The following is a 20,897-nucleotide window of genomic DNA, read 5'->3' as shown; positions in this document are numbered from 1 at the left end:
ATGAGCGAGATCGAGGCAAGGATTCGCGTTCATGTCGGCGATATCACCAGGCTGGCGGTCGACGCCATCGTCAACGCCGCCAACACCTCACTTCTGGGTGGCGGGGGCGTCGACGGCGCCATCCACCGTGCGGCCGGCCCCGAACTTCTGGCCGAATGCCAATCCCTCAATGGCTGCAAGGTCGGCGACGCAAAACTCACCAAGGGCTACAGGCTGCCGGCACGCTATGTCATCCACACGGTCGGGCCGGTCTGGCAAGGCGGCGGCAAGGGCGAAGCCGAGTTGTTGGCCTCCTGCTACCGCCGTTCGCTCGAACTCGCCGCCGGCAAGGATTGCAGGACGGTGGCATTTCCGGCGATCTCGACCGGTGTATACCGGTATCCAAAGGACCAGGCGACGCAGATCGCCGTTGGCACGGTGAGCGCCTTTATCAGCCACAATGCGGTTCCTGAAACCGTCATCTTCTGCTGCTTCGACCAACAGACGGCGGACCTATACCAACAGGCGTTGCTGCTTGGCGGAGCGTGACCGGCACAGGTAGGAAAATCCCTTCATAGTTTCAGACTTATTTTCATTCACCGATCTGGTCAGACGAAAGAATCGCGGTTATTGCTTATCGCAAATACCGTGGGGATTGGGCGAAGATGAGACTGCAGATTTTTCAAAAAACAACTATGTCAGTACTTTCGACGTTGCTTATATTAGCGACCCCTGGCGTGGGAGCGGCGGAATCGCTGGCGGGAAACAAAGGCGACCGTCGTTTCGCCGTCAATTTTCCGGCAGGTTCGACCGGAGATTGCCCGAAAGCCTACAAATCCTATGTCGCGGCCAGCGGCCATTCGGCCTATGCGACGACGTTCTATTCGCGCGTCAGCGACCTCTACATCATCTGTGGTTCCACGCTCAACGCCCCCTCGCAACAGGCCGCGGAAGAGAGAGCGTTGCGCAATTGTCAGGCCGGCTTGACGAGGTGGAAACTCAAGACGGCGGCAGGCGGCTGCGCCATCGCCGCCTCCAAGTAGGTTGCTGCAGCAACGGGCGCAAATACCAGCGGGATGGGGCGAAGATGACACTGCAACGTTTTCAGACGTAAGCGGGCCTGGCTTACCGATCCTTTGACAATGGCCGGACTGCAAAGCAGGGTGTTGCCACAGCCCGCGTGAAGGAGCATTCGCGCCGTTGGCGGCAAGCTCTGGCTTTGGAGGTCCCATGTTCGCCAAAATCCTGATCGCCAACCGCGGCGAGATCGCTTGCCGGGTGATCCGCACCGCTCGCAGGATGGGCGTGCGCACGGTCGCCGTCTATTCCGATGCCGACGCCGGCGCCTTGCATGTCGAGATGGCCGACGAAGCGGTGCATATCGGACCCTCGCCGGTCGGCGAAAGTTATCTGCGCGGCGACAAGATCGTCGCGGCGGCTTTGGCCACCGGCGCCGAAGCCATCCATCCCGGCTACGGTTTTCTGTCGGAAAACCCTGATTTCGTCGATCAGGTGACAGCGGCCGGGCTCGTCTTCATCGGCCCGTCGGCCGCCTCGATCCGCGCCATGGGGCTGAAGGACGCGGCCAAGCGGCTGATGGAGAAGGCCGGCGTGCCGGTTGTGCCGGGCTATCACGGCGAGGCGCAGGAGATCGTGCTGCTCGCCTCCAAGGCACGCGAGATCGGCTATCCCGTGCTGATCAAGGCGCGCGCCGGCGGCGGCGGCAAGGGCATGCGGCGCGTCGAACATCCCGACGACTTTTCCGAGGCGCTGTCGGGTGCGCGGCGCGAGGCCAAGGCCGCGTTCGGCGACGACCGCGTGCTGGTCGAGAAATATGTCGACAAGCCGCGCCACATCGAGGTTCAGGTTTTCGGCGATAACTTCGGCAATGTCGTGCATCTTTACGAGCGCGACTGCTCGGCGCAGCGGCGCCATCAGAAGGTGATCGAGGAAGCCCCCGCCCCCGGGATGACGCCGGCATTGCGCAAGGCAATGACTGAGGCGGCGGTGAAGGCCGCCAAGGCGATCGACTATTCCGGTGCCGGCACGATCGAGTTCATCGTCGACGCCTCGCAAGGGCTGAAGGCCGACCGCTTCTGGTTCATGGAAATGAACACTCGCCTGCAGGTCGAGCATCCCGTCACCGAAATGGTCACCGGCACCGATCTGGTCGAATGGCAGTTGCGGGTGGCGTCCGGCGAAAAGCTGCCGAAGACGCAGAGCGAGATTGCGCTCTCCGGACATGCCTTCGAGGCGCGCATCTATGCCGAAGACGCGGCAAAGGGTTTTTTGCCGGCGACGGGCACGCTGCATCACCTGAAATTTCCGGATACAGCGCCCGAGGGCGCCAGCATGCGGATCGAGACCGGCGTGCGGACTGGCGATGCCATCTCGCCGTTCTACGACCCGATGATCGCCAAGCTCGTCGTCCATGGCAAGAACCGGCAGGCGGCGCTCGAAGCACTGGGCATTTCCCTTTCCCAAACCGAGATCGCCGGCTCGACCGTCAACACCGCCTTTCTCGCGGCTCTCGCCGCTGACGCGGATTTTTCGGCAGGTGACGTCGACACCGGGCTGATCGGCAGGCACCAGCAAGCGCTGACCGCAGTGCCGCCGCCGAGCAGCGAGATCGTCGCCGCGGCCGCACTTGCAGCGTCCGGCGCCGGGGCTCAGGCGCCGACCCGCGAGCCGTGGTCGTCGCTTGCCGGCTATGCGCATTTCCACGCGATGGCGCGGCGCACGCGGCTTCGCTACGGCGAGGACGGTATCCTGGCGCTTGTATCGATGCGGCCGGACGGGCGCTTCCAGGTGGCACTGGACGCACCTTATGACAGCGCGCTTGATCTTCGCGCCGCCCCTCGCCTCGCCCGCTGGCCAGGCCATGTCACTGTCTTTTCAGGCGCCGTCGGCTACAGCTTCGCGGTGCCGGACCCGTTGGAAAGGGCCGACGAAATCGCCGCCGGTGCCGACAGCCTGCGCGCGCCGATGCCGGGACTGGTCAAGCTGGTGCGCGCGACAAAAGGCGAAACTGTCATCAAGGGCCAGCCGCTGTTGATCCTCGAAGCGATGAAGATGGAGCACACGATTTCCGCCACGCATGACGGGACGATCGCCGAGATCGCAACAGAGGGCGCACAGGTCACCGATGGGACGGTGCTGGTGCGTTTTGCCGAGGAAGCCCACGGCTGACGCTGTTCATCCAAGGAGAGGCGACGACGGAAGACGCGCGCCGCAAACGCATGACCAAATGAAAATGGCCGGATCTGCCCCGGCCATCTCCGATTGTCGCCAGGCGAAGCCGGCGATTACGGCTGGATCGGCGCGTATTTGCCGTCGTGCCACTGGTTGATGTCGTAGCTGACGTTCTTGAGGTCGCCCTTTTCATCGAAAGTGACAGGGCCGACGACGGTGCTGATCGGCTGGCCATTCTTCAGCGCTTCGGCAACCTTGGCCGGGTCGTCGCTGCCGGCGCGCTTGATGCCCTCGGCAAAGGCCTGGATCACGGCATAGGAGAACAGCGTAAAGCCCTCGGGCACGAAGCCGCCCGCCTTGATCTTTTCGATGGCCTGCTTGGCTTCGGGCTTCGCCTGCGGATCCGACGGGAAGACGAACATGGTGCCTTCGCCGGCCGGGCCGGCAACCTGCCAGAATTCCGGCGTGGCAATCGAGTCCGGCATGATCAGCTGGAACTTGAAGTCCTGTTCCGCCGACTGGCGCAGGATGAGGCCGGCCTCTGGGTGGTAGCCGCCGAAATAGACCACATCAGCCTTCAGTTCCTTGAGCTTGGTGACAAGCGCGGAATAGTCCTTTTCGCCGGCGTTGATGCCCTCATAGAGGATCTCGTTGAGGCCGTTCTGGTTCATCGTCGCCTTGACGGCATCGGCCACGCCCTGCCCATAGGCGCTCTTGTCATGCATGATGACGACCTTCTTGCCGGCGTATTTCTTGGCGATCCATGGACCGATGAAGGCGCCCTGCGCATCATCGCGCGTATAAAGGCGCATGATCGTCGGCCAGCCGGATTTCGCCGCCGCGTCCGTCAGCTCCGGGTTCGACGAAGCCGGCGACATCATCATCGCACCGGCTTCGGCATAGACGGCCGAGGCGGGGATGCTCGAGCCAGAGCAGGCATGGCCATCGATGAACTTGACGCCGTTGGCGACGATGCGGTTTGCGACCGAAACCGCCTGCTTTGGATCGCACTGGTCATCCTGGACGTCGAGCTTGATCTGACGGCCGTCGACGCCGCCGGCGGCGTTGATCGCGTCGGCCGCGGCCTGCGCGCCCTGCTTGAACTGGTCGCCGATGGTGGCAAGCTGTCCGGTCATCGGTCCGACCACCGAAAAGGTGATGTCTTCGGCGAAGGCCGGCGCGCTCATCACCAGGCCGACAATGGCCGCGCTCAAAATACCTAACTTTTTCATGGCGATACAACTCCTCCACTCGCGCGCGGCCGCTCCGGCCGCGCCTCTTCCAGAATAGGTGGGAGAATTTCACCCTTCGCCAAGCCTGTCTTGGCGCATCGGCGGCACTCGATTGGGCCTGCCGGCTTTCTGTTTGATCATGATCTTTTCCAAAAACCGGTTTCCACTTTTTGGGATCACGGTCCGACTGTTTGAGCATGATCTTTTCCAAAACCCGGTTTCCACTTTTTGGGACCATGGTCCGAAAACGCGAAAAGCCGCGCCTGCCTTGTTCCGGCCGGTCGCGGCTTTTGTCGATCGAACAATCCCGAACGCTACGCGCGCCCCGAAAATCGCTCGCCTTCCCTGTCCGTCGCGCAGCTGGGCTGTATCCGGCCTGCGGCGTTCTTGTCATTGTTGGTCCGGCCGTCTTGCGCGGCCTTGTTCTTGCCGGTCCGGCCGTCTTCGCGCGGCCTTGAAGAGTCCCTGTCGGTGATCTCAGTACATGATGAGTTCAGGTGAGACTTAGTGCATCGTCATCCATTCGCGGGCTTCGCGCAGCGCCCTGGCGATCTCGACTTTCGACATGGCGGCCGACAATTCCGAGCGCAGTTCCGCGGCGCGCACCGAGCCCTTGATCGCAGCGATGTTGAACCATTTGTGGGCGGCGACGACATCGGTCTCGCAATCGCGTCCGGTCGCATACATCATGCCCAGTTCGAAAAGAATGTCGGCCTGGGCAGTTGCCCCCATGGCGCCGAAGCCGGCTTCAGGCATTTCAAAACGTGCCATTTCAATCCCCTGTTCTAGCCCCTGTCAGGCTCCCGAGAGCTGCCTCGTTCTGTCCCTTGGAAACCCTTGGGGCGGCCGCTCTTTCGATGCTTTCGAGAATGAACCGAAGGCTTGAATCCGTCGTTAAACGGCGTGCTTAATTTGAGGAAAACAAAGCTAAAACAAGAGGTAAACGCCGAAATTCATTAACGATGCAAAGCCAGCAATTGCGCCGGTTTGCGCCAAAATTGATGAAAATTTGCGAGGTGCAAATCAAGACTCCGCTAACCACGGAAGACAAAGCCAGCATGCCCGGTGTTTCATTTCTCGCCGACCAGACCGCTTCAGGCGGCCGGGAAAAATCCCGAAGTCTTCCGTAGCGGCACCGCTTTTGTTTTGTCGGGAGGTGGATTAGCTTACGTTTGCGTAAGAGGCAGACCGGCGGGGCGCAGCACCCGGCGGATGCCCACTGGGAGGAGAAACATGTTGCGCAAAATCAGCATGGCCCTCGCGGCCACATTGATCATGGCCGGCACCGCTTGGGCCGACCCGATCGAAGGCAACTGGAAAACGCAGGCCGGTTCGACCGCCGCCATCACGGGCGGTGGCGACGCATTTTCCATCACGCTCAAATCCGGCAAGTTTGCCGGCAAGCGAATCGGTTCGTTCAAGGTGTCCGGCGCCAACAAATATACGGGGACGATAACCGACCCGGAGACCGACAAGACCTATTCCGGAAAGGCCTCGGTCTCAGGCGCTTCGCTCAAGATGAGCGGCTGCGTGCTCGGCGGGCTGATCTGCAGGAGCCAGACCTGGCACAAGCTCTGATCGTTTCGACTGCACCACAATGAAAGCGGGGCCGCAAAGGCCCCGTTTTTGTTCGCGCCTCTGTGTTTGGGAACACCGATCGATCGCGCAGGCTGCGCCTTCTGCGCCCTAACAGTCCAAATTTGAACCGCAGATGAACGCCGGCATCAGAACCGGTTCAGTTGCATCAGGGCATTCTCATGCGTGTCGAAGGAGACACCACGCCATGTTCGCCCGCCGCTTCACCATCGTCTGCCTGCTGATGAGCCTGTTCGGCATGTCGTTCGCCATCCTGGTTGCCGAGGGGCGCTCGGCCCGCAACTGGGACCAGGCCAATTCCTGCCGGTTCGGTTGCGTGAACCATTTTCGCCCCTGAACCGACGAAGACTTCGAGAGGAGAAAAGCAAAGCCATGAACCGCATCGTCGCCAACGTCCTGAAAACCCTTCGGGTCCTGCCACGGGCGGCGCTCATCCTGACGGTTCTTGCGGCCCCGGTTCTGGCCGTGCCGACGATGCGCGCCGATGCCGGCTCGACAATCGAAGCGCCGGCGCTGAAGAAGACCGGCGTCGGCTTTGTGCTGCTGATCAGCCTGCGGCGCGGCTAGGCAATCGGCCTTCATCGAAACCATGCAAAATAAAAAACGATCCTTCGGCCCCCTCCCAACCGCATCGCCAAGCCTCTATATTGGGTCATGGAAAAGCGAATCTATCCCCAAGCCATAGACTCAGTCGTGATGCCGGAGTCGTTTGGCCGGCAGGTCTTCAATGATGCAGCAAAGGCCGTTGCGGCCTTGCAGGCGCTCTACGACCGCAACACCAAATTCCTGCGCGATCCGTTTACGGCGCTCGCCGCAGGCGGCGACAACAACAAGCGCTACCGGGCGTTTTATCCGGAGGTCGGTGTCACCACGACTTCGTTCACCCAGATCGACTCGCGGCAGGCTTACGGCCATATGCCGACGCCCGGGCATTTCTCGACCACCATAACCCAGCCCGCCCTTTTCGAACGCTATCTCATCGAACAGCTTCGCCTGATCATGCGCAATCACGGCGTTCCGGTCACGGTTTCGGAATCGACGACGCCCATCCCGCTGCATTTCGCGTTCCTGGAAGGCTCGCATGTCGACGGCGCGGCAGCCGAGCGCATCAGGCGGCCGATCCGTGACCTGTTCGACGTGCCGGATCTCGACGGCACCGACGACCAGATCGCCAACGGCACGTTCGAAGTGGCGCTAGGCGAAGCCAGGCCGTTGGCGGCGTTCACGGCGCAACGCATCGACTACTCGCTGCACCGGATGTCGCACTACACGGCGACCAGTCCGCAGCATTTCCAGAATTTCGTGCTGTTCACCAACTACCAGTTCTACATCGACGAATTCGTCGCACGTGCGCACGATCTGATGGCGAAAGGCGGCGGCGGATACGTCGAATTCGTCGAGCCGGGAAACGTCGTCACCAAGGCTGGAGAAAGCGCGCCCAGCCATGGCGTGGCGCCGCCGCGCCTGCCGCAGATGCCGGCCTACCATCTGAAGAAGCCGAACCATGGCGGCATCACCATGGTCAATATCGGCGTCGGCCCCTCCAATGCCAAGACGATCACCGACCACATAGCGGTGCTCAGGCCGCATGCCTGGGTGATGCTCGGCCATTGCGCCGGCCTGCGCAACACCCAGGCGCTGGGCGACTATGTGCTGGCGCATGCCTATGTGCGGGAAGACCATGTTCTGGACGACGATCTTCCGGTCTGGGTGCCGATCCCGCCGCTGGCCGAAATCCAGGTGGCGCTGCAGGAGGCGGTCGCCGAAGTCACCGGCCTTTCCGGCTATGACCTCAAGCGTATCATGCGCACCGGCACAGTCGCTACCATCGACAACCGCAACTGGGAGTTGCGCGACCAGCGTGGGCCAGTGCAGCGGCTGTCGCAATCACGGGCGATCGCGCTCGACATGGAGTCGGCGACGATCGCCGCCAATGGCTTCCGCTTCCGCGTACCCTACGGTACGCTGCTTTGCGTCTCCGACAAACCGCTGCATGGCGAATTGAAGCTGCCCGGCATGGCCACCGAGTTCTACAAGCGGCAAGTGGCACAGCATTTGACCATCGGCATCAGGGCGATGGAAAAGCTGGCAGAGATGCCGATGGAACGGTTGCATTCGCGCAAGCTAAGAAGCTTTTCGGAGACGGCGTTCCAGTAGAACGGCGGCTTTCATCGATCGGAGTATGGTAACACCGCGGCAGGGCGTTTCACCATCTTGATTGACCGCATTTCTGCCGATAAGCAAAGGAGATGGCACCCGTTCGAGACATGATGGCTTCGATGGCATTCGTCGCAATGCTCGTCTTCTCGGTCGCGCTGGTGGCCGGGTTTTTCGGAACGCTGCATCCGGCCTTCGATTCCTTCGCTCATTTCCGCGTTCATCTTGCCGTGCTGATGGCGCTTTGCGCGCTGCCGCTGTTGGCGACCTCGTTTCGCCTGCAGGCGACCACAGCGCTGCTCTTTGCGGTGGCTGCCTTTGCCACCACGTCGAACGCCCTGTCGGTGCCCCGCCTGTGGCCGGTCCAGGCAGCCTACGAAGTCGAGGCCGGCGATCAGCCCGTTTACCCCGGCGATCAGGCAGTCCATCCCGGTGACAAGGCGGTCTACCGCCTGCTGCAGATGAACCTGCGGTTCAACAATGCAACGCCTGAAAAAGTCCTGTCGCTGATCGGCCGGACCCAGCCTGATGTGATCACCCTCGACGAGGTGTCCGACATGTGGAAGGCGAAGCTTGGCCTTCTCGCCAGCGCCTACCCCCACCGGATCCTCTGCCCCTACCCCAATGGCGTTTTCGGCGTTGCGCTGCTGTCCAGACGGCCGTTTGCCGCCGGCACGCAACCGCGCTGCGATGGCCGCGGCGCGATGGCCATCGCGACGGTCGATTTCGGCGGAACCGACGTCGACGTCGCCGCCATGCACCTCATCTGGCCATGGCCGCGCAACCAGTCATGGCAGATCGGCGGATTGTCGGGGGAGTTCGCCTCGCTCGGCGAGACATCGATCATGGCATGCGACTGCAATGCAGTGCCGTGGAGCGCCGCCGTCCGGCGCGTCGCAGGACTTGGCAAGCTGACTGTGGCGCCTTCGTCGGGGCCGACCTGGCTCCCTATCAAGCTGCCGGAATTCCTGCGCTTCGCCGGACTGCCGATCGACCTTGTTTTCAGCAAGGGCGCAGTTCTCATCCATTCGGTGTCGAGGCTGGATAACGCCGGCTCCGACCATCTTCCGCTGATGGTGGAGTTCTCGCTCAGGCCGGAACAGAAGAAGCCGGTCGATGAACACGAAACCGCGACGGCATCGGTGAGACAGAACGGCAGGACCCGAGGCTGAGCTACTGCTTGCGCAACAGCGCCCTCATGAGGTGCTCGACATGGCCGCCGTCGCGATGCTCGCGCGCGTCGAAGGCGTTCTGTTTCGCCTCGTATTCGGCATAGACGGCCTTGATCCGGCGCCTCGCCTCGCGGTGCGTCTTGCTGCAAAACAAGTTGTCGGCGAACTCCAGTCCAGTGATCGATTTCTCGGTCGCCCGCATCATTGTCCTGGCGATGCGGCCATGGTTATGCTCGTGAGCACGAACGCCCGCGAAAAACCGCTTCCAGCGCTTCTGCAGCGCCGGTGTCGCGGCCGAGGCCAAACGCGGCAAGGTGTAGGTGAGATCAAGCGTGCCATTGGCTTGGCGCAGACGGCAGACACCACCCTCCCTTGTGACGTCAAGGTCCCAATCCACGGTATAGGCGGCCAGCGCGATGGCGTGCGTCATGAAGCCGTGCCGCTTCGGACCGTTGCGGTCCATGGCCTCGATCAGGGCGGCGCCCGTGGTTCCAGTGATGTCGTAGGTCCGGGTCTTGACCAGCACCTTCGTGTCAGCCAATGCCGGCGGTGCGAAGCCGCACAAGGCGCCAATCGCCACAAGGCACATCAGAACCGCCAGGCGCATGGTCATCTCCCGGGTCAGAAAGAATGGAACCACAGGCGCCGCCCCGCTTCAACTTCTTTTAGACGCCGCACATATAATAGGCCTTCACGCGCCTTCATTTGATCGGCGGGCGAGACGGCCGCCGGTTCTGGCTTGCTGGGCTACATGTTTTGGTAGACTGGTCCCTCTCCACCTTGTGGCGGCACCCAGGTAATGTTTCGGTTCGGATCCTTGATGTCGCAGGTCTTGCAGTGGACGCAGTTCTGCGCGTTGATGACGAAGCGCACGCCCTTCGCCTCGGGATCGGCGGCGGCGTTGCCATCCTTGTCGACCCATTCGTAGACACTGGCCGGGCAGTAGCGTGTCGATGGCCCGGCATAGACATCGTGTTCGGAACGCTGCTGCAGATCCATATCCGCGACCAGCAGGTGGACAGGCTCGTTTTCCTCGTGGTTGGTGTTGGACAGGAACACCGAGGACAGGCGGTCGAAGGTGAGCACGCCATCCGGCTTCGGATAGGCGATCTTCTTATGCCTGGCGGCCGGCTCCAGCGTCGCATGATCGGCCTTGCCGTGCTTCAGCGTGCCAAAAGGCGAGAGCCCGAACAGCGAATTCAGCCACATGTCGAGGCCGCCGATGCCGACGCCGACGACGGTGCCGAAGCGCGACCACAACGGCTTGACGTTGCGCACCTTCTTCAAATCCTTGCCGATGTCGGTTGCCCGCCATGCCGCCTCGTAGGAAGCCAGTTCGTCATTGGCGCGGCCGGCGCCGATCGCCTCGGCGACATGCTCGGCCGCCAGCATTCCGGAGAGCACGGCATTGTGCGAGCCCTTGATGCGCGGCACGTTGACGAAGCCGGCAGCACACCCAATCAGCGCGCCGCCGGGGAAGGACAATTTCGGCACCGACTGCCAGCCGCCCTCGGTGATGGCACGGGCGCCATAGCCGAGCCGCTTGCCGCCCTCGAATGTGCCCCTGATCGCCGGGTGGGTCTTGAAGCGCTGGAACTCGTCGAACGGCGACAGATAGGGGTCCTTGTAGTTGAGGTGGACGACAAAGCCGACCGCCACCTGGTTGTCCTCCAGATGGTAGAGGAAGGAGCCGCCGCCGGTCTTCATGTCGAGCGGCCAGCCGAAGGAATGCTGGACAAGGCCTGGCCGGTGGTTCTCCGGCTTGACCTGCCAGAGCTCCTTGAGGCCGATGCCGTATTTGCCGGGTTCGCGGCCGTCGGAAAGATGGTATTTGGCGATCAGCTGCTTGGCCAGCGAGCCGCGCGCGCCCTCGCCGATCAGCACATATTTGCCCATCAGCGCCATGCCCGGCGCGAAGCCCGGGCCATGCGTGCCATCCTTCTCGACGCCCATGTCGCCGGTGACAACGCCGGTGACCGCGCCCTCGTCACTGTAAATGAGGTCCACGGCGGCAAAGCCCGGATAGATCTCGACGCCCAGCGCCTCGGCCTTGGTCGCCAGCCAGCGGCAGACATTGCCGAGCGAAACGATGTAGTTGCCGTGGTTGCTCATCAGCGGCGGCATCAGGAAATTGGGCAGACGGAACGAACCGGCGGGGCCGAGGACCAGGAAATGGTCTGCGGTGACCGGCGTCTTGAACGGATGTCCCCCCTCGTCACGCCAGCCCGGCAGCAGCCGGTCGATGCCGATCGGATCGACGACGGCGCCGGACAGGATGTGAGCGCCGACTTCGCCGCCCTTTTCCAGGACGACGACGGAAAGCTCGGGATTGACCTGCTTGAGACGGATCGCGGCAGCGAGGCCGGCCGGCCCGGCGCCGACGATGACCACGTCGAATTCCATGCTTTCGCGTTCGATCTCGCTCATCAACCCCTCACTGCCCAGAGTGCCGCGCGCCCATTGGACGCGCAAAGGACACTCTGGCAACTTTATTTTCGCATGATCCTTTCCAAAAAGTGATTTCACTTTTTGGGATCATGCGAGCGCATTTGCGCATCTTGCTGGCTTATCCGCTGCATAGCGCATCAATTCGCGACGCGAAACCGGCGCTGACGTGACAATGCCGATTTCGTCAAAAAGGCCGCGCATCGTACTACAAAATCGCGATTTGCGGGTCCACCAACATCGATCCGGGTCAAGCCAGTCCAAAGAGAGCCGTCGCCCTGATTTTTTTTAATTGTTCGACGGCTTGCTTATCGGCCATACTTCGCACCATGCGCACATACGGGCCATCCGGCTTTTCATCGACGCGCTTTTTTTCGCCGCCCGGACGGGTTTGCCGGGCGCTCGTTTTGGCCCTTTTGCCGCTGGCGTCCGTTGGCGCCCTCGCCGAGCCGCAAAGGGTCTGGGTGGCCGGAGCCTACTCCTTTTCCGACGAGCTGGGCGGCTTCCGGATCACCAGCGCCTCGGGCATCGGGACAAAGGAGGACCCGCTTGTCATCACCGAAGAGTTGAATTCGGCGACACCTGTGACACTGACGATCCGCACGACGAAGCCGATCCACCCCTTCGGCACTGCGGGCCAATTTGCCAACGGCCTCATGTATATGCGCATCGACGTGCTCAACAACAGCGGCCAGGCCTGGGTCGAGTTCCAGTTCGAGCTCCAGGAGATACTCCACCGGCCGAGCGTGTTCGGCGACGGCCTGTCGTTCGACCAGCGCAACAAGACGCCTGACAACATCTGGTCGAGCAGCTTTGCCGATTTCGATCGCGACTTCGAACCCTATGACCGGCTGCTGTTCAAGAGCGGCAAGATCGACCCGTTGAAGACGGCAAAATTCGATTACCTGATCACCGACTACACACCACGCTGGACGTTCTATCTGGTGCAGGATCCGCGTATACCGTCGAGCTGAACCACTTCGTCATACTGGGTCTTCGCAACGTCTCTTCGCTCATGCTCCACCCGAGGATGACGAAATCATGAAGCATCGCGCCAATCACGATGTTGCAAATTCCTGCCGCGCGGCTGAATGTGAAAGCATGACTGCCGTTTCCCGAGACAACCGATCTGATTTTGCCGACCTGCTGGCCTTCTACGCCAGCGCCGGGGTCGATGAAGCGCTCGAAGAGGAGCCGCTGAACAGGTTTGCCGAGGCTGCGTCAAAGCCGCCTGAGCGGGCGCCAGCGACAGTACCGCCGCCAACCGGTGAAAACGCAGCGCTGCCACGCTCGACAAGCCTGTCACGCGCCGGAATGGGCGAAAGGCAAGCTGCGGCGCCGGCGGTGCGCGCGCCGTCCGGTATGGCGACAGTGCCCGACGAGCAGCAAGCGGCATTGGCGCGACACCTGGCGACGACGGCGGCAACCCTGGACGAACTTCGCCAGCACATGGCGGCATTCGACGGCTGCAACCTCAAATTCACCGCCAAGAACCTGGTGTTCGCCGATGGCAATCCGAATGCCGCGGTGATGCTGGTCGGCGAGGCACCCGGGCGCGACGAGGACATCGAGGGATTGCCGTTCGTCGGCCGCTCGGGCCGGCTGCTCGACCGGATGCTGGCCGCAATCGGCCTCGACCGGACCTCGGCCTACATCGCCAATGTGATTCCCTGGCGGCCGCCGGGCAACCGCACGCCGACGCCGCACGAGACCGAGATTTGCCGGCCGTTCATCGAACGGCAGATCGAGCTGGTCAATCCGAAGGTGCTGGTCAATTTGGGCGGCCCCTCGGCAAGCACCCTTCTCAACACCACAGAGGGCATCCTGCGGCTGCGCGGCAACTGGCGCGTCCACACGACCGCCGCCGGCATTGCCATTCCCGCCATGCCGACGCTTCATCCGGCCTATCTCTTGAGAACCCCCGCGCACAAGAAGCTGGCGTGGCGGGATTTTCTTGAGGTGAAGGCGAAACTGCGGACGCTGGGTTGAGGGTGAAGGGAAGAGCGGCGCTATAACCTCCCCGGTAATTGAAATGCATCTGCGGCCGGCCTAGTCATGCGCTCATGACAGCAATCCAGACTTCCGCCGGCAGCCTCATTCGCGAATGGCGCATGCGCCGGCGCATGAGCCAGCTCGATCTCGCCATGGAAGCCGAAATCTCGCAGCGGCATCTGAGTTTCGTGGAAAGCGGCCGCGCGGCACCCTCGCGCGACATGGTGCTGCATCTGGCCGAGCAGCTGTCGATTCCGCTGAGGCAGCGCAACCGGCTCCTGCTGGCCGCAGGCTTTGCCCCTAGCTTCAGCGAGCGTCCGGTCAGCGATGCCTCGCTGGCGCCGGCGATGGCGGCGGTCGAGATCGTGCTCAGGGGGCACGAACCCTTCCCGGCTCTGGCTGTCGACCGGCACTGGAACCTGGTGTCGGCGAACACCGCCATCGGCCCGTTCCTGGCCAATGTTGCCGAGCCTTCCTTGCTGAAGCCGCCGGTCAACGTGCTGCGGCTCAGCCTGCACCCGGGTGGCATCGCGCCGCGCATCGTCAACCTGGCCGAATGGCGCGCGCATCTTCTCGACCGGCTGAAACACCAGAACGACGCCTCTGGCGACCCGGTTCTGGTCGAACTGGAGCGCGAGCTTCGGACCTATCCGTCCGGCCAGAACGGCGCACGGCCGCTGGCGGTCGAGCCGAACGCGATCGTGCACCCGCTGCGGCTTGCGCATGGCGATGCCGTGCTGTCGTTCATCAGCACCATCACCGTGTTCGGCACGCCGCTCGACGTGACGCTGTCGGAACTGGCGATCGAATCGTTTTTCCCCGCCGATGAGCAGACAAGGACCGTGCTGGTGCGATTGGCGAACGAGCGGGCCGAGCCGTCCTGATCATCCTTGTGGCGGGGTCGCCTGGCGGGTGCGGGCACGTTCAAGGCCAAGCTGGCGCTCGCGCCAGATGATGAAGATGCCGGCGGCAACGACGATCACGCCGCCGATGAGCATATGAACCGTCGGGACGTCGCCGAAGGCGAGATAGCCGACAACGATGCCAAGCAGCATCGACGTGTATTCGAAAGGCGCCACGACCGAGGCCTCGGCATGGCGATAGGCGGCCGTCATCAGAATCTGGGCGAGCCCGCCGCAAAAGCCTGCAGCAATAAGCAGGCCCGCCTGCGCCGGTGTCAGCGCCTGCCAGCCGAACGGCAGCGACAGCAACGCCAGGAGGCTCGCCGTCACCGAAAACCACAGCACGATGGTTGCCGTCGGCTCGCTCTGGACGAGGTTGCGCACCAGCAGCATGGCGACGGCCGAGATCGCTGCCGCGACCAGTGCGGCGATGACGCCGAGCACCTCCTGGTCGCCGAGTGCTGCGCCCGAACCCAGCAGCGTCAGTTCCGGCCATGAGATGACCAGCACCCCGACCAGTCCGACCGCAACCGCGCTCCAGCGATAGACGCGGATCGCTTCGCCGAGAAAGATCGAACTGAACACCACCACCAGCAGCGGCTGTGCGTAGTTCAGCGCGATCGCTTCCGGCAGCGGCAGCCGAATCAGCGCGAAGAAGCCGAGCCCCATGGCGCAGACGCCGACAACGCCACGCGCAATGTGGTTGAGCGGGCGCTTGGTCGAAAACGCGGTGCCAAGCTTTCCCTGAAAGGCCAGGAAGACGACGATCGGAAAGATGGCAAAGAACGAGCGGAAGAAGACGATCTGGCCCGCCGGCACCGTGCCCGCCGCCTTGATGCAGGACGACATGGCGACGAAGACCGCCACCGAGACGATCTTGAGCATGATCCCGGTCAGCGTGTTGTGCCCGCCGGGATGGTCCGTCGGGCTCACTTGGCAGCTGCTTCCTGGATCGCCGCCCAGATGCGCGCCGGCGTTGCCGGCATGTCGATGTGCCTGATGCCGTAGGCGCGATAGAGCGCATCCGTCACCGCGTTGAGGGCGGCCGGCGTCGCTCCGATTGTGCCCGCCTCGCCTGCCCCCTTGATGCCGAGCGCATTGGTGGTCGAGGGCACGTTACGGGTCTCGAAATGGAAGAACGGCAAATCGTCGGCGCGCGGCATGGCATAGTCCATGAAGCTTGCCGTCAACAGCTGCCCGTCCTCGTCATAGACCGTGTTCTCGGTCAGCGCCTGGCCGATGCCCTGGACGACGCCGCCATGCACCTGGCCGGCCAGCAGCACAGGGTTCACGGTGACGCCGAAATCGTCGACGATCGTATAGCGGACAATTTCCGTCACGCCGGTGTCGGGATCGATCTCGACCTCGCAGATGTGGGTGCCGTTCGGATAGGTGCATTCGTCCTGCACGAACTCGCCAAAGCCCTTGAGATCGTCCGGCTTCTTGGCGGCCTTGGCGATGCTCGAAAAATCGATCGTGCGGTCGGTGCCGACGATGCGGGCAACGCCGTTGGACAATTCGATGTCGTCGGCCGAGGCTTCCAGCTCATCGGCGGCGATGCGGCTGATCTTGATGGCCAGATCCTCGCCGGCGCGAGAAGCTGACACACCGCCAAGCGGAATGGAGCGCGAGCCACCGGTGCCGCCGCCGGCCTTCAGCTCGTCTGTGTCGCCCTGGCGAACATGAATCTTGTCGATGTCGAGATGAAGCTTTTCCGAGAGGAACTGCGCATAGGCGGTCGCATGCCCCTGCCCGTTGGTCTGGGTGCCGATCTTCAGCGTCACCGTGCCGTCGCCGTTCAATTCGACAAAGGCCGGTTCGGAGCCGGGAAAAGCACAGGCCTCGATATAGGTCGCCATGCCGATGCCGCGGATTTTGCCTTCCGCCTTCGACTGCGCCAGTCGCTCCGGAAACGCCTGCCACTCCGCTTGTTCGATGGCGCGGTCCATATGGCCTGCGAATTCGCCGGTATCATAGAGGCGGTCGGTCTGCGTGCGGTAAGGGAACTGCTCGGGCCTGATGAAATTGCGCCGGCGGATCTCTTCGACTGGCAAGGCCAGGTCATGGGCGCAGGCGTCGACGAGCTTTTCCAGCAGGAATGCCGCTTCCGGACGGCCGGCGCCGCGGTAGGCATCGACCGGGCAAGTGTTGGTGTAGAGGCCGGTCACCGAAACGTCGAGCGCCTGGATGTCGTAGACGCCGGTCGACATGGTGACGCCGATATAGGGGATGAACGGGCCATATTGCGAGATATAGGCACCGATATTCGCGAGGAGATCGACCTTCATGCCGAGAAAGCGGCCGTCCTTGTCCATCGCCATCTCGGCGGTCACGACATTGTCGCGACCTTGCGCATCGGTGAGGAAATGCTCGGTGCGGTCGCCGGCCCATTTCACCGGGCGGCCAAGGCGCCTGGCGGCCTCCAGCACCAGCGGATGCTCGCGATAGACGAAGCTTTTCGGCCCGAAGCCGCCGCCGACATCCGGCGTGATGACGCGCAGCTGGTTCTTCTTGATCTTGAAGACGTCGGCCAGGATGTACTGCATCGAATGCACGCCCTGCGAGCCCGTGGTCAGCACGAAGCGGTTCTCCTGCGTGTTCCACTCGCCGATCGCCGAGCGCGGCTCGATGTAGTTGCAGACCAGCCGGTTGTTGATGAATTCGATGCGAGTGACATGCGCCGCCCTGGCGAATGCCGCCGCGGTCTTGGCCTTGTCGCCGATGTGGTAGCTGAAGGCGCGGTTGGAGCCGAGTTCCGGCCAGACCAGCGGCGTGCCTTCGTCAAGCGCCGTGGCGGTGCCAGACGCGGCATCCTCGCCCTCATAATCGACCTCGATCAGTTCGGCCGCGTCCTGTGCCAGCGCGCGGCTGTCGGCGACGACGAAGGCGACGGCGTCGCCGACATAATTGACCCGGTCGCGGCAAAGGACCGGAATGTCGCGGGTCGGCGCCTTGGTGCCGTCCGGCTGCCTCTGCATGACGCCGGATTTCAGCTTGCCGAGATGAGCAAGATCCGCACCGGTCAGCACCAGATGGACACCGGATGCCGCCTTGGCCGCCTCGGTCGAACCGAGGGTGAAGCTTGCTTTGGCCACCGGCGAGCGCAGGACATAGCCGTGCATGAGGCCGGCCGGCTGGATGTCGTCCGTATAGCGACCGAGGCCCTTGAGGAAGGCTTGGTCCTCGCGACGCAGCACAGAGGCGCCCATGCCGAATTTCGGTGTGACGACGGTCATGGATACCTCGCGACGATGATTGGAAAACGAGTGCCTGAAATAGGCGCTGAGCCAGTTTTGTCGAGTGACGGTTTCGTGTAAAGAGCGCGTGCTTCACATTTCTTCGACCAGCGGACCCACCTGCCGCTGCGGAAATCGACAGGAAAACCAACGGAATGCGCACGGACACCGGCCAGGTCTTCAAGCTCGAAGACTATCGCCCCACCGACTATCTCATTCCGGAAACCGGCCTGACTTTCCGCCTGTCGCCGGAAGCCACGCGCGTCATCGCCGTGCTGACGGTCGAGCGCCGCGACGGCGTAGCGGCGTCAATGCCGCTGGTGCTGGACGGCGATGGCCTGACGCTCGGCCGCATCGCAATCGACGGCCAGACACTCGCGCCCACCGATTTTTTCGCCACGCCCGATCAGTTGACGATCACCACGCCGCCTGCAGCAGCCCGCTTCCAACTGCTGATCGAAACCGAGCTGGCGCCGGCGCACAACGAAACCCTGATGGGCCTCTATCGCTCGAGCAACGTCTATTGCACGCAGTGCGAGGCCGAGGGCTTTCGGCGCATCACCTATTTTCTCGACCGTCCGGATATCCTGTCGGTCTATACGGTGCGCATCGAGGCGCCGCACCATGAGGCGCCACAGCTTCTTTCCAACGGCAATCCGGCTGGCAGCGGCGAACTTGCCGACGGCTGGCACTATGCAGTCTGGCACGACCCCTTCCCCAAGCCGTCCTATCTGTTCGCCCTGGTCGCAGGCGCTCTCGGCAAGGTCGCGGACAGCTTCGTCACATTGTCCGGCCGCGAGGTCGAGCTCGGCATCTTTGTCGAGCCGGGCAAGGAGCGACTCGCCGGCTACGCCATGGACGCCCTGAAACGGTCGATGAAATGGGACGAGGAAGCGTTCGGCCGCGAATACGACCTCGACGTCTTCAACATCGTCGCCGTGTCCGACTTCAACATGGGCGCGATGGAGAACAAGGGCCTCAACATCTTCAACGACAAGTATGTGCTGGCCGACCAGGAGACCGCAACGGACGCCGATTTCGCCAATATCGAGGCGATCATCGCGCATGAGTATTTCCACAATTGGACCGGCAACAGAATCACTTGCCGCGACTGGTTCCAGCTTTGCCTGAAGGAAGGGCTGACAGTTTTCCGCGATCACGAATTCTCCGCCGACCAACGCTCGCGAGCGGTGAAACGCATCGCCGAAGTGCGCACGCTCAAGGCACATCAGTTTCCCGAAGACCAGGGACCGCTGGCGCATCCGGTGCGACCGCGCCGCTACCGCGAGATCAATAATTTCTACACGGCGACAGTCTACGAAAAGGGCTCGGAAGTGGTGCGCATGATCCGCACCATTCTCGGCGCCGAGACGTTCCGGGCCGGCATGGATCTCTATTTCGAGCGCCATGACGGCGAGGCTGCAACCATCGAGGACTTCATCAAGGTGTTCGAGGATGTGTCCGGGCGCGACCTCGCGCAATTTTCGCTGTGGTACCATCAGGCCGGCACGCCCAATCTGACCATCAGTTCGACGCACAATGCGGCGGCCCAGGAATTCACGCTCGAGATCGAACAGTCGGTGCCGCCAACGCCGTCCGAAAGCCGCAAGCGGCTGATGCATATTCCGCTGGCCTTCAGCCTGGTCGGCACCGATGGCAAAGCGATAGAATATGGCGGCGTCGAGGGCGCCAGCGTCGAGGACGGCGTCATCCATATCCGCAAGCGTCGGCACATGGTGCGCTTCTCGGGCGTCACTGAGCGCCCGGCGATGTCGCTCAACCGCGGCTTCTCGGCGCCGGTGACGCTTTCCGTCGAGCAGAGGCCCGACGATCAGTTCTTCCTTGCTGGCCATGACAACGATACCTTCTCGCGCTGGCAGGCGTTCAACACGCTTTTGACCGAGGCTCTGATATCCACCTTCCGCCAGGTCCTTGACGGCAAGCAGCCCGGTTTCGCATCGCGGTTGATCGAGCTTGCCGGCAAAATAGCCGGCGACGAGACACTCGAACCGGCCTATCGGGCGCTGGCTCTGGCGCTTCCGAGCGAAGCCGATATCGCCCGTGACATCGGCAAGAACATCGACCCCGATGCCATTTTCTCGGCCCGCGAGGCGCTGACGGTCGCGATCGCCGAGGCGAATCGCGAGATATTCTCCGACCTCTACGATCGACTGACCGACAAGGACGCTTTCAGTCCTGATGCGGCAAGCGCCGGTCGCCGGGCGCTGCGCAACACCTTGCTCGACTATCTTTCGCTGCTGCATGGAGGTGCGGCGCTTGCGGCCCGGAATTTCCAGTCCGCGACCAACATGACCGACCGGGCCGCCGCATTGAGCGTGCTTGCGCTGCGCCATAACGGTTCGCCCGAGACGGTCAAGGCGCTGGCGGAGTTCGAAGCGAAATATGCGACCGATCCGCTGGTGATGGACAAATGGTTCCATATCCAGGCCAGCGTGCCGGGCCCGCAAACCATTCATGCAGTGCGCGCCCTGACCGGCCACCCGGCCTTCTCGATGGCCAACCCGAACCGGGTGCGCTCGCTCGTCGGCACGTTTTCCAGCGCCAACCAGACCGGCTTCCATCGCGCCGACGGCGAAGGCTACCGGTTTTTCGTCGAAACGGTCCTGCAGGTCGAAAAGCGCAACCCGCAATTGGCCGCCAGGCTGGCGACGGCACTCAGATCATGGCGCTCGCTGGAACCTGCCCGGCAGGGCAAGGCAAGGGAAGCGCTGCTTTCGATTGCCAATACCGAGAACCTGTCGGCCGATTTGCGCGACATCATTGAGCGCACGCTGGCGTAATGGTCCTCACCTTCTCCCCCTTGTGGGAGAAGGTGGATCGGCGCGGAGCGCCGAGACGGATAAGGGGTGTTGGACGGAGTGCTGTCGGTGCCAAGCTGGAGCACCCCTCATCCGACCGAGCTTCGCTCGGCCACCTTCTCCCACAAGGGGAGAAGGGAAGCCCGCCCATAAAGCCATTATTTTAGTCGATTTT

18 protein-coding genes are annotated in these 20,897 nt (G+C 62.7%); 12 read left to right on the top strand and 6 right to left on the bottom strand.

Going from position 1 to position 20,897, the window contains the following annotated elements; genetic code table 11:
• From AC0L3H_RS02045 to AC0L3H_RS02035, 3 genes are all read left to right on the top strand, one after another.
• The gene (locus AC0L3H_RS02045) at positions 1–528 is read left to right on the top strand and encodes an O-acetyl-ADP-ribose deacetylase (RefSeq protein WP_473584301.1); all 528 of its coding nucleotides are present in this window, start codon (positions 1–3) and stop codon (positions 526–528) included.
• A 116-nt stretch (positions 529–644) separates the two neighbouring features.
• On the top strand, positions 645–1,022 hold the full coding sequence (locus tag AC0L3H_RS02040) for a hypothetical protein (RefSeq protein ID WP_473494154.1): 378 nt from the start codon (positions 645–647) through the stop codon (positions 1,020–1,022).
• A 187-nt stretch (positions 1,023–1,209) separates the two neighbouring features.
• Positions 1,210–3,168 (top strand): acetyl/propionyl/methylcrotonyl-CoA carboxylase subunit alpha, encoded by a 1,959-nt coding sequence (locus AC0L3H_RS02035; protein WP_473584300.1) that lies wholly within the window; start codon positions 1,210–1,212, stop codon positions 3,166–3,168.
• Between the two features lie 116 nt (positions 3,169–3,284).
• On the opposite strand, the gene AC0L3H_RS02030 is transcribed toward AC0L3H_RS02035, so the two are convergent.
• Both AC0L3H_RS02030 and AC0L3H_RS02025 read right to left on the bottom strand, forming a co-directional pair.
• Positions 3,285–4,403 (bottom strand): ABC transporter substrate-binding protein, encoded by a 1,119-nt coding sequence (locus AC0L3H_RS02030; protein WP_128172686.1) that lies wholly within the window; start codon positions 4,401–4,403, stop codon positions 3,285–3,287.
• Positions 4,404–4,907: 504 nt separating this feature from the next.
• Positions 4,908–5,174, bottom strand: a complete 267-nt coding sequence (locus AC0L3H_RS02025) for an SEL1-like repeat protein (protein WP_027152750.1) — start codon at positions 5,172–5,174, stop codon at positions 4,908–4,910.
• A gap of 462 nt (positions 5,175–5,636) precedes the next feature.
• Between AC0L3H_RS02025 and AC0L3H_RS02020 the strand changes: the two genes are divergently transcribed.
• The 5 genes from AC0L3H_RS02020 to AC0L3H_RS02000 all read left to right on the top strand — a co-directional run bounded on the left by AC0L3H_RS02020 (position 5,637) and on the right by AC0L3H_RS02000 (position 9,328).
• Positions 5,637–5,981: a DUF2147 domain-containing protein gene (locus AC0L3H_RS02020; protein ID WP_473584299.1), complete on the top strand. Its 345-nt coding sequence runs from the start codon at positions 5,637–5,639 to the stop codon at positions 5,979–5,981.
• A gap of 205 nt (positions 5,982–6,186) precedes the next feature.
• Positions 6,187–6,336 (top strand): hypothetical protein, encoded by a 150-nt coding sequence (locus AC0L3H_RS02015; protein WP_287258542.1) that lies wholly within the window; start codon positions 6,187–6,189, stop codon positions 6,334–6,336.
• A 35-nt stretch (positions 6,337–6,371) separates the two neighbouring features.
• The gene (locus AC0L3H_RS02010) at positions 6,372–6,566 is read left to right on the top strand and encodes a hypothetical protein (RefSeq protein ID WP_128168071.1); all 195 of its coding nucleotides are present in this window, start codon (positions 6,372–6,374) and stop codon (positions 6,564–6,566) included.
• Positions 6,567–6,695: 129 nt separating this feature from the next.
• The gene (locus AC0L3H_RS02005; protein ID WP_473584298.1) at positions 6,696–8,156 is read left to right on the top strand and encodes an AMP nucleosidase; all 1,461 of its coding nucleotides are present in this window, start codon (positions 6,696–6,698) and stop codon (positions 8,154–8,156) included.
• A gap of 122 nt (positions 8,157–8,278) precedes the next feature.
• The gene (locus AC0L3H_RS02000) at positions 8,279–9,328 is read left to right on the top strand and encodes an endonuclease/exonuclease/phosphatase family protein (RefSeq protein ID WP_473584297.1); all 1,050 of its coding nucleotides are present in this window, start codon (positions 8,279–8,281) and stop codon (positions 9,326–9,328) included.
• 1 nt (position 9,329) lies between these two features.
• Here AC0L3H_RS02000 and AC0L3H_RS01995 read toward each other — a convergent pair whose 3' ends face one another.
• Positions 9,330–9,935 carry a DUF922 domain-containing protein gene (locus AC0L3H_RS01995; protein ID WP_473584296.1) on the bottom strand — a complete coding sequence of 202 codons (606 nt, stop codon included), beginning with the start codon at positions 9,933–9,935 and terminating at the stop codon, positions 9,330–9,332.
• Between the two features lie 140 nt (positions 9,936–10,075).
• Positions 10,076–11,755 carry an electron transfer flavoprotein-ubiquinone oxidoreductase gene (locus AC0L3H_RS01990; protein ID WP_473584295.1) on the bottom strand — a complete coding sequence of 560 codons (1,680 nt, stop codon included), beginning with the start codon at positions 11,753–11,755 and terminating at the stop codon, positions 10,076–10,078.
• A gap of 347 nt (positions 11,756–12,102) precedes the next feature.
• Here AC0L3H_RS01990 and AC0L3H_RS01985 point away from each other — a divergent pair, with 347 nt between their 5' ends.
• The 3 genes from AC0L3H_RS01985 to AC0L3H_RS01975 all read left to right on the top strand — a co-directional run bounded on the left by AC0L3H_RS01985 (position 12,103) and on the right by AC0L3H_RS01975 (position 14,649).
• On the top strand, positions 12,103–12,747 hold the full coding sequence (locus AC0L3H_RS01985; RefSeq protein ID WP_473494145.1) for a hypothetical protein: 645 nt from the start codon (positions 12,103–12,105) through the stop codon (positions 12,745–12,747).
• 127 nt (positions 12,748–12,874) lie between these two features.
• The gene (locus tag AC0L3H_RS01980) at positions 12,875–13,762 is read left to right on the top strand and encodes a uracil-DNA glycosylase (RefSeq protein ID WP_473584294.1); all 888 of its coding nucleotides are present in this window, start codon (positions 12,875–12,877) and stop codon (positions 13,760–13,762) included.
• Positions 13,763–13,836: 74 nt separating this feature from the next.
• Positions 13,837–14,649: a helix-turn-helix domain-containing protein gene (locus AC0L3H_RS01975; RefSeq protein WP_473584293.1), complete on the top strand. Its 813-nt coding sequence runs from the start codon at positions 13,837–13,839 to the stop codon at positions 14,647–14,649.
• Here AC0L3H_RS01975 and AC0L3H_RS01970 read toward each other — a convergent pair whose 3' ends face one another.
• Together AC0L3H_RS01970 and AC0L3H_RS01965 are read right to left on the bottom strand one after the other, a co-directional pair.
• Positions 14,650–15,552: a DMT family transporter gene (locus AC0L3H_RS01970; RefSeq protein ID WP_128172792.1), complete on the bottom strand. Its 903-nt coding sequence runs from the start codon at positions 15,550–15,552 to the stop codon at positions 14,650–14,652. It abuts the gene before it with no gap.
• Positions 15,553–15,596: 44 nt separating this feature from the next.
• The gene (locus AC0L3H_RS01965; protein WP_473584292.1) at positions 15,597–17,903 is read right to left on the bottom strand and encodes a xanthine dehydrogenase family protein molybdopterin-binding subunit; all 2,307 of its coding nucleotides are present in this window, start codon (positions 17,901–17,903) and stop codon (positions 15,597–15,599) included.
• Positions 17,904–18,058: 155 nt separating this feature from the next.
• On the opposite strand from AC0L3H_RS01965, the gene pepN reads away from it, so the two are divergent.
• On the top strand, positions 18,059–20,704 hold the full coding sequence (gene pepN / locus AC0L3H_RS01960; RefSeq protein WP_473584291.1) for an aminopeptidase N: 2,646 nt from the start codon (positions 18,059–18,061) through the stop codon (positions 20,702–20,704).
• Positions 20,705–20,897 lie beyond the last annotated feature (193 nt).

This window comes from Mesorhizobium sp. WSM4816, assembly GCF_055811535.1.
This window is presented reverse-complemented; position numbering and strand designations above follow the sequence as displayed.

Coding starts and splice junctions, on each gene's coding strand:
- AC0L3H_RS02045 (WP_473584301.1), top strand. CDS start 1: ATGAGCGAGATCGAGGCAAGGATTCGCGTTCATGTCGGCGATATCACC.
- AC0L3H_RS02040 (WP_473494154.1), top strand. CDS start 645: ATGAGACTGCAGATTTTTCAAAAAACAACTATGTCAGTACTTTCGACG.
- AC0L3H_RS02035 (WP_473584300.1), top strand. CDS start 1,210: ATGTTCGCCAAAATCCTGATCGCCAACCGCGGCGAGATCGCTTGCCGG.
- AC0L3H_RS02030 (WP_128172686.1), bottom strand. CDS start 4,403: ATGAAAAAGTTAGGTATTTTGAGCGCGGCCATTGTCGGCCTGGTGATG.
- AC0L3H_RS02025 (WP_027152750.1), bottom strand. CDS start 5,174: ATGGCACGTTTTGAAATGCCTGAAGCCGGCTTCGGCGCCATGGGGGCA.
- AC0L3H_RS02020 (WP_473584299.1), top strand. CDS start 5,637: ATGTTGCGCAAAATCAGCATGGCCCTCGCGGCCACATTGATCATGGCC.
- AC0L3H_RS02015 (WP_287258542.1), top strand. CDS start 6,187: ATGTTCGCCCGCCGCTTCACCATCGTCTGCCTGCTGATGAGCCTGTTC.
- AC0L3H_RS02010 (WP_128168071.1), top strand. CDS start 6,372: ATGAACCGCATCGTCGCCAACGTCCTGAAAACCCTTCGGGTCCTGCCA.
- AC0L3H_RS02005 (WP_473584298.1), top strand. CDS start 6,696: ATGCCGGAGTCGTTTGGCCGGCAGGTCTTCAATGATGCAGCAAAGGCC.
- AC0L3H_RS02000 (WP_473584297.1), top strand. CDS start 8,279: ATGGCATTCGTCGCAATGCTCGTCTTCTCGGTCGCGCTGGTGGCCGGG.
- AC0L3H_RS01995 (WP_473584296.1), bottom strand. CDS start 9,935: ATGCGCCTGGCGGTTCTGATGTGCCTTGTGGCGATTGGCGCCTTGTGC.
- AC0L3H_RS01990 (WP_473584295.1), bottom strand. CDS start 11,755: ATGAGCGAGATCGAACGCGAAAGCATGGAATTCGACGTGGTCATCGTC.
- AC0L3H_RS01985 (WP_473494145.1), top strand. CDS start 12,103: ATGCGCACATACGGGCCATCCGGCTTTTCATCGACGCGCTTTTTTTCG.
- AC0L3H_RS01980 (WP_473584294.1), top strand. CDS start 12,875: ATGACTGCCGTTTCCCGAGACAACCGATCTGATTTTGCCGACCTGCTG.
- AC0L3H_RS01975 (WP_473584293.1), top strand. CDS start 13,837: ATGACAGCAATCCAGACTTCCGCCGGCAGCCTCATTCGCGAATGGCGC.
- AC0L3H_RS01970 (WP_128172792.1), bottom strand. CDS start 15,552: ATGCTCAAGATCGTCTCGGTGGCGGTCTTCGTCGCCATGTCGTCCTGC.
- AC0L3H_RS01965 (WP_473584292.1), bottom strand. CDS start 17,903: ATGACCGTCGTCACACCGAAATTCGGCATGGGCGCCTCTGTGCTGCGT.
- pepN (WP_473584291.1), top strand. CDS start 18,059: ATGCGCACGGACACCGGCCAGGTCTTCAAGCTCGAAGACTATCGCCCC.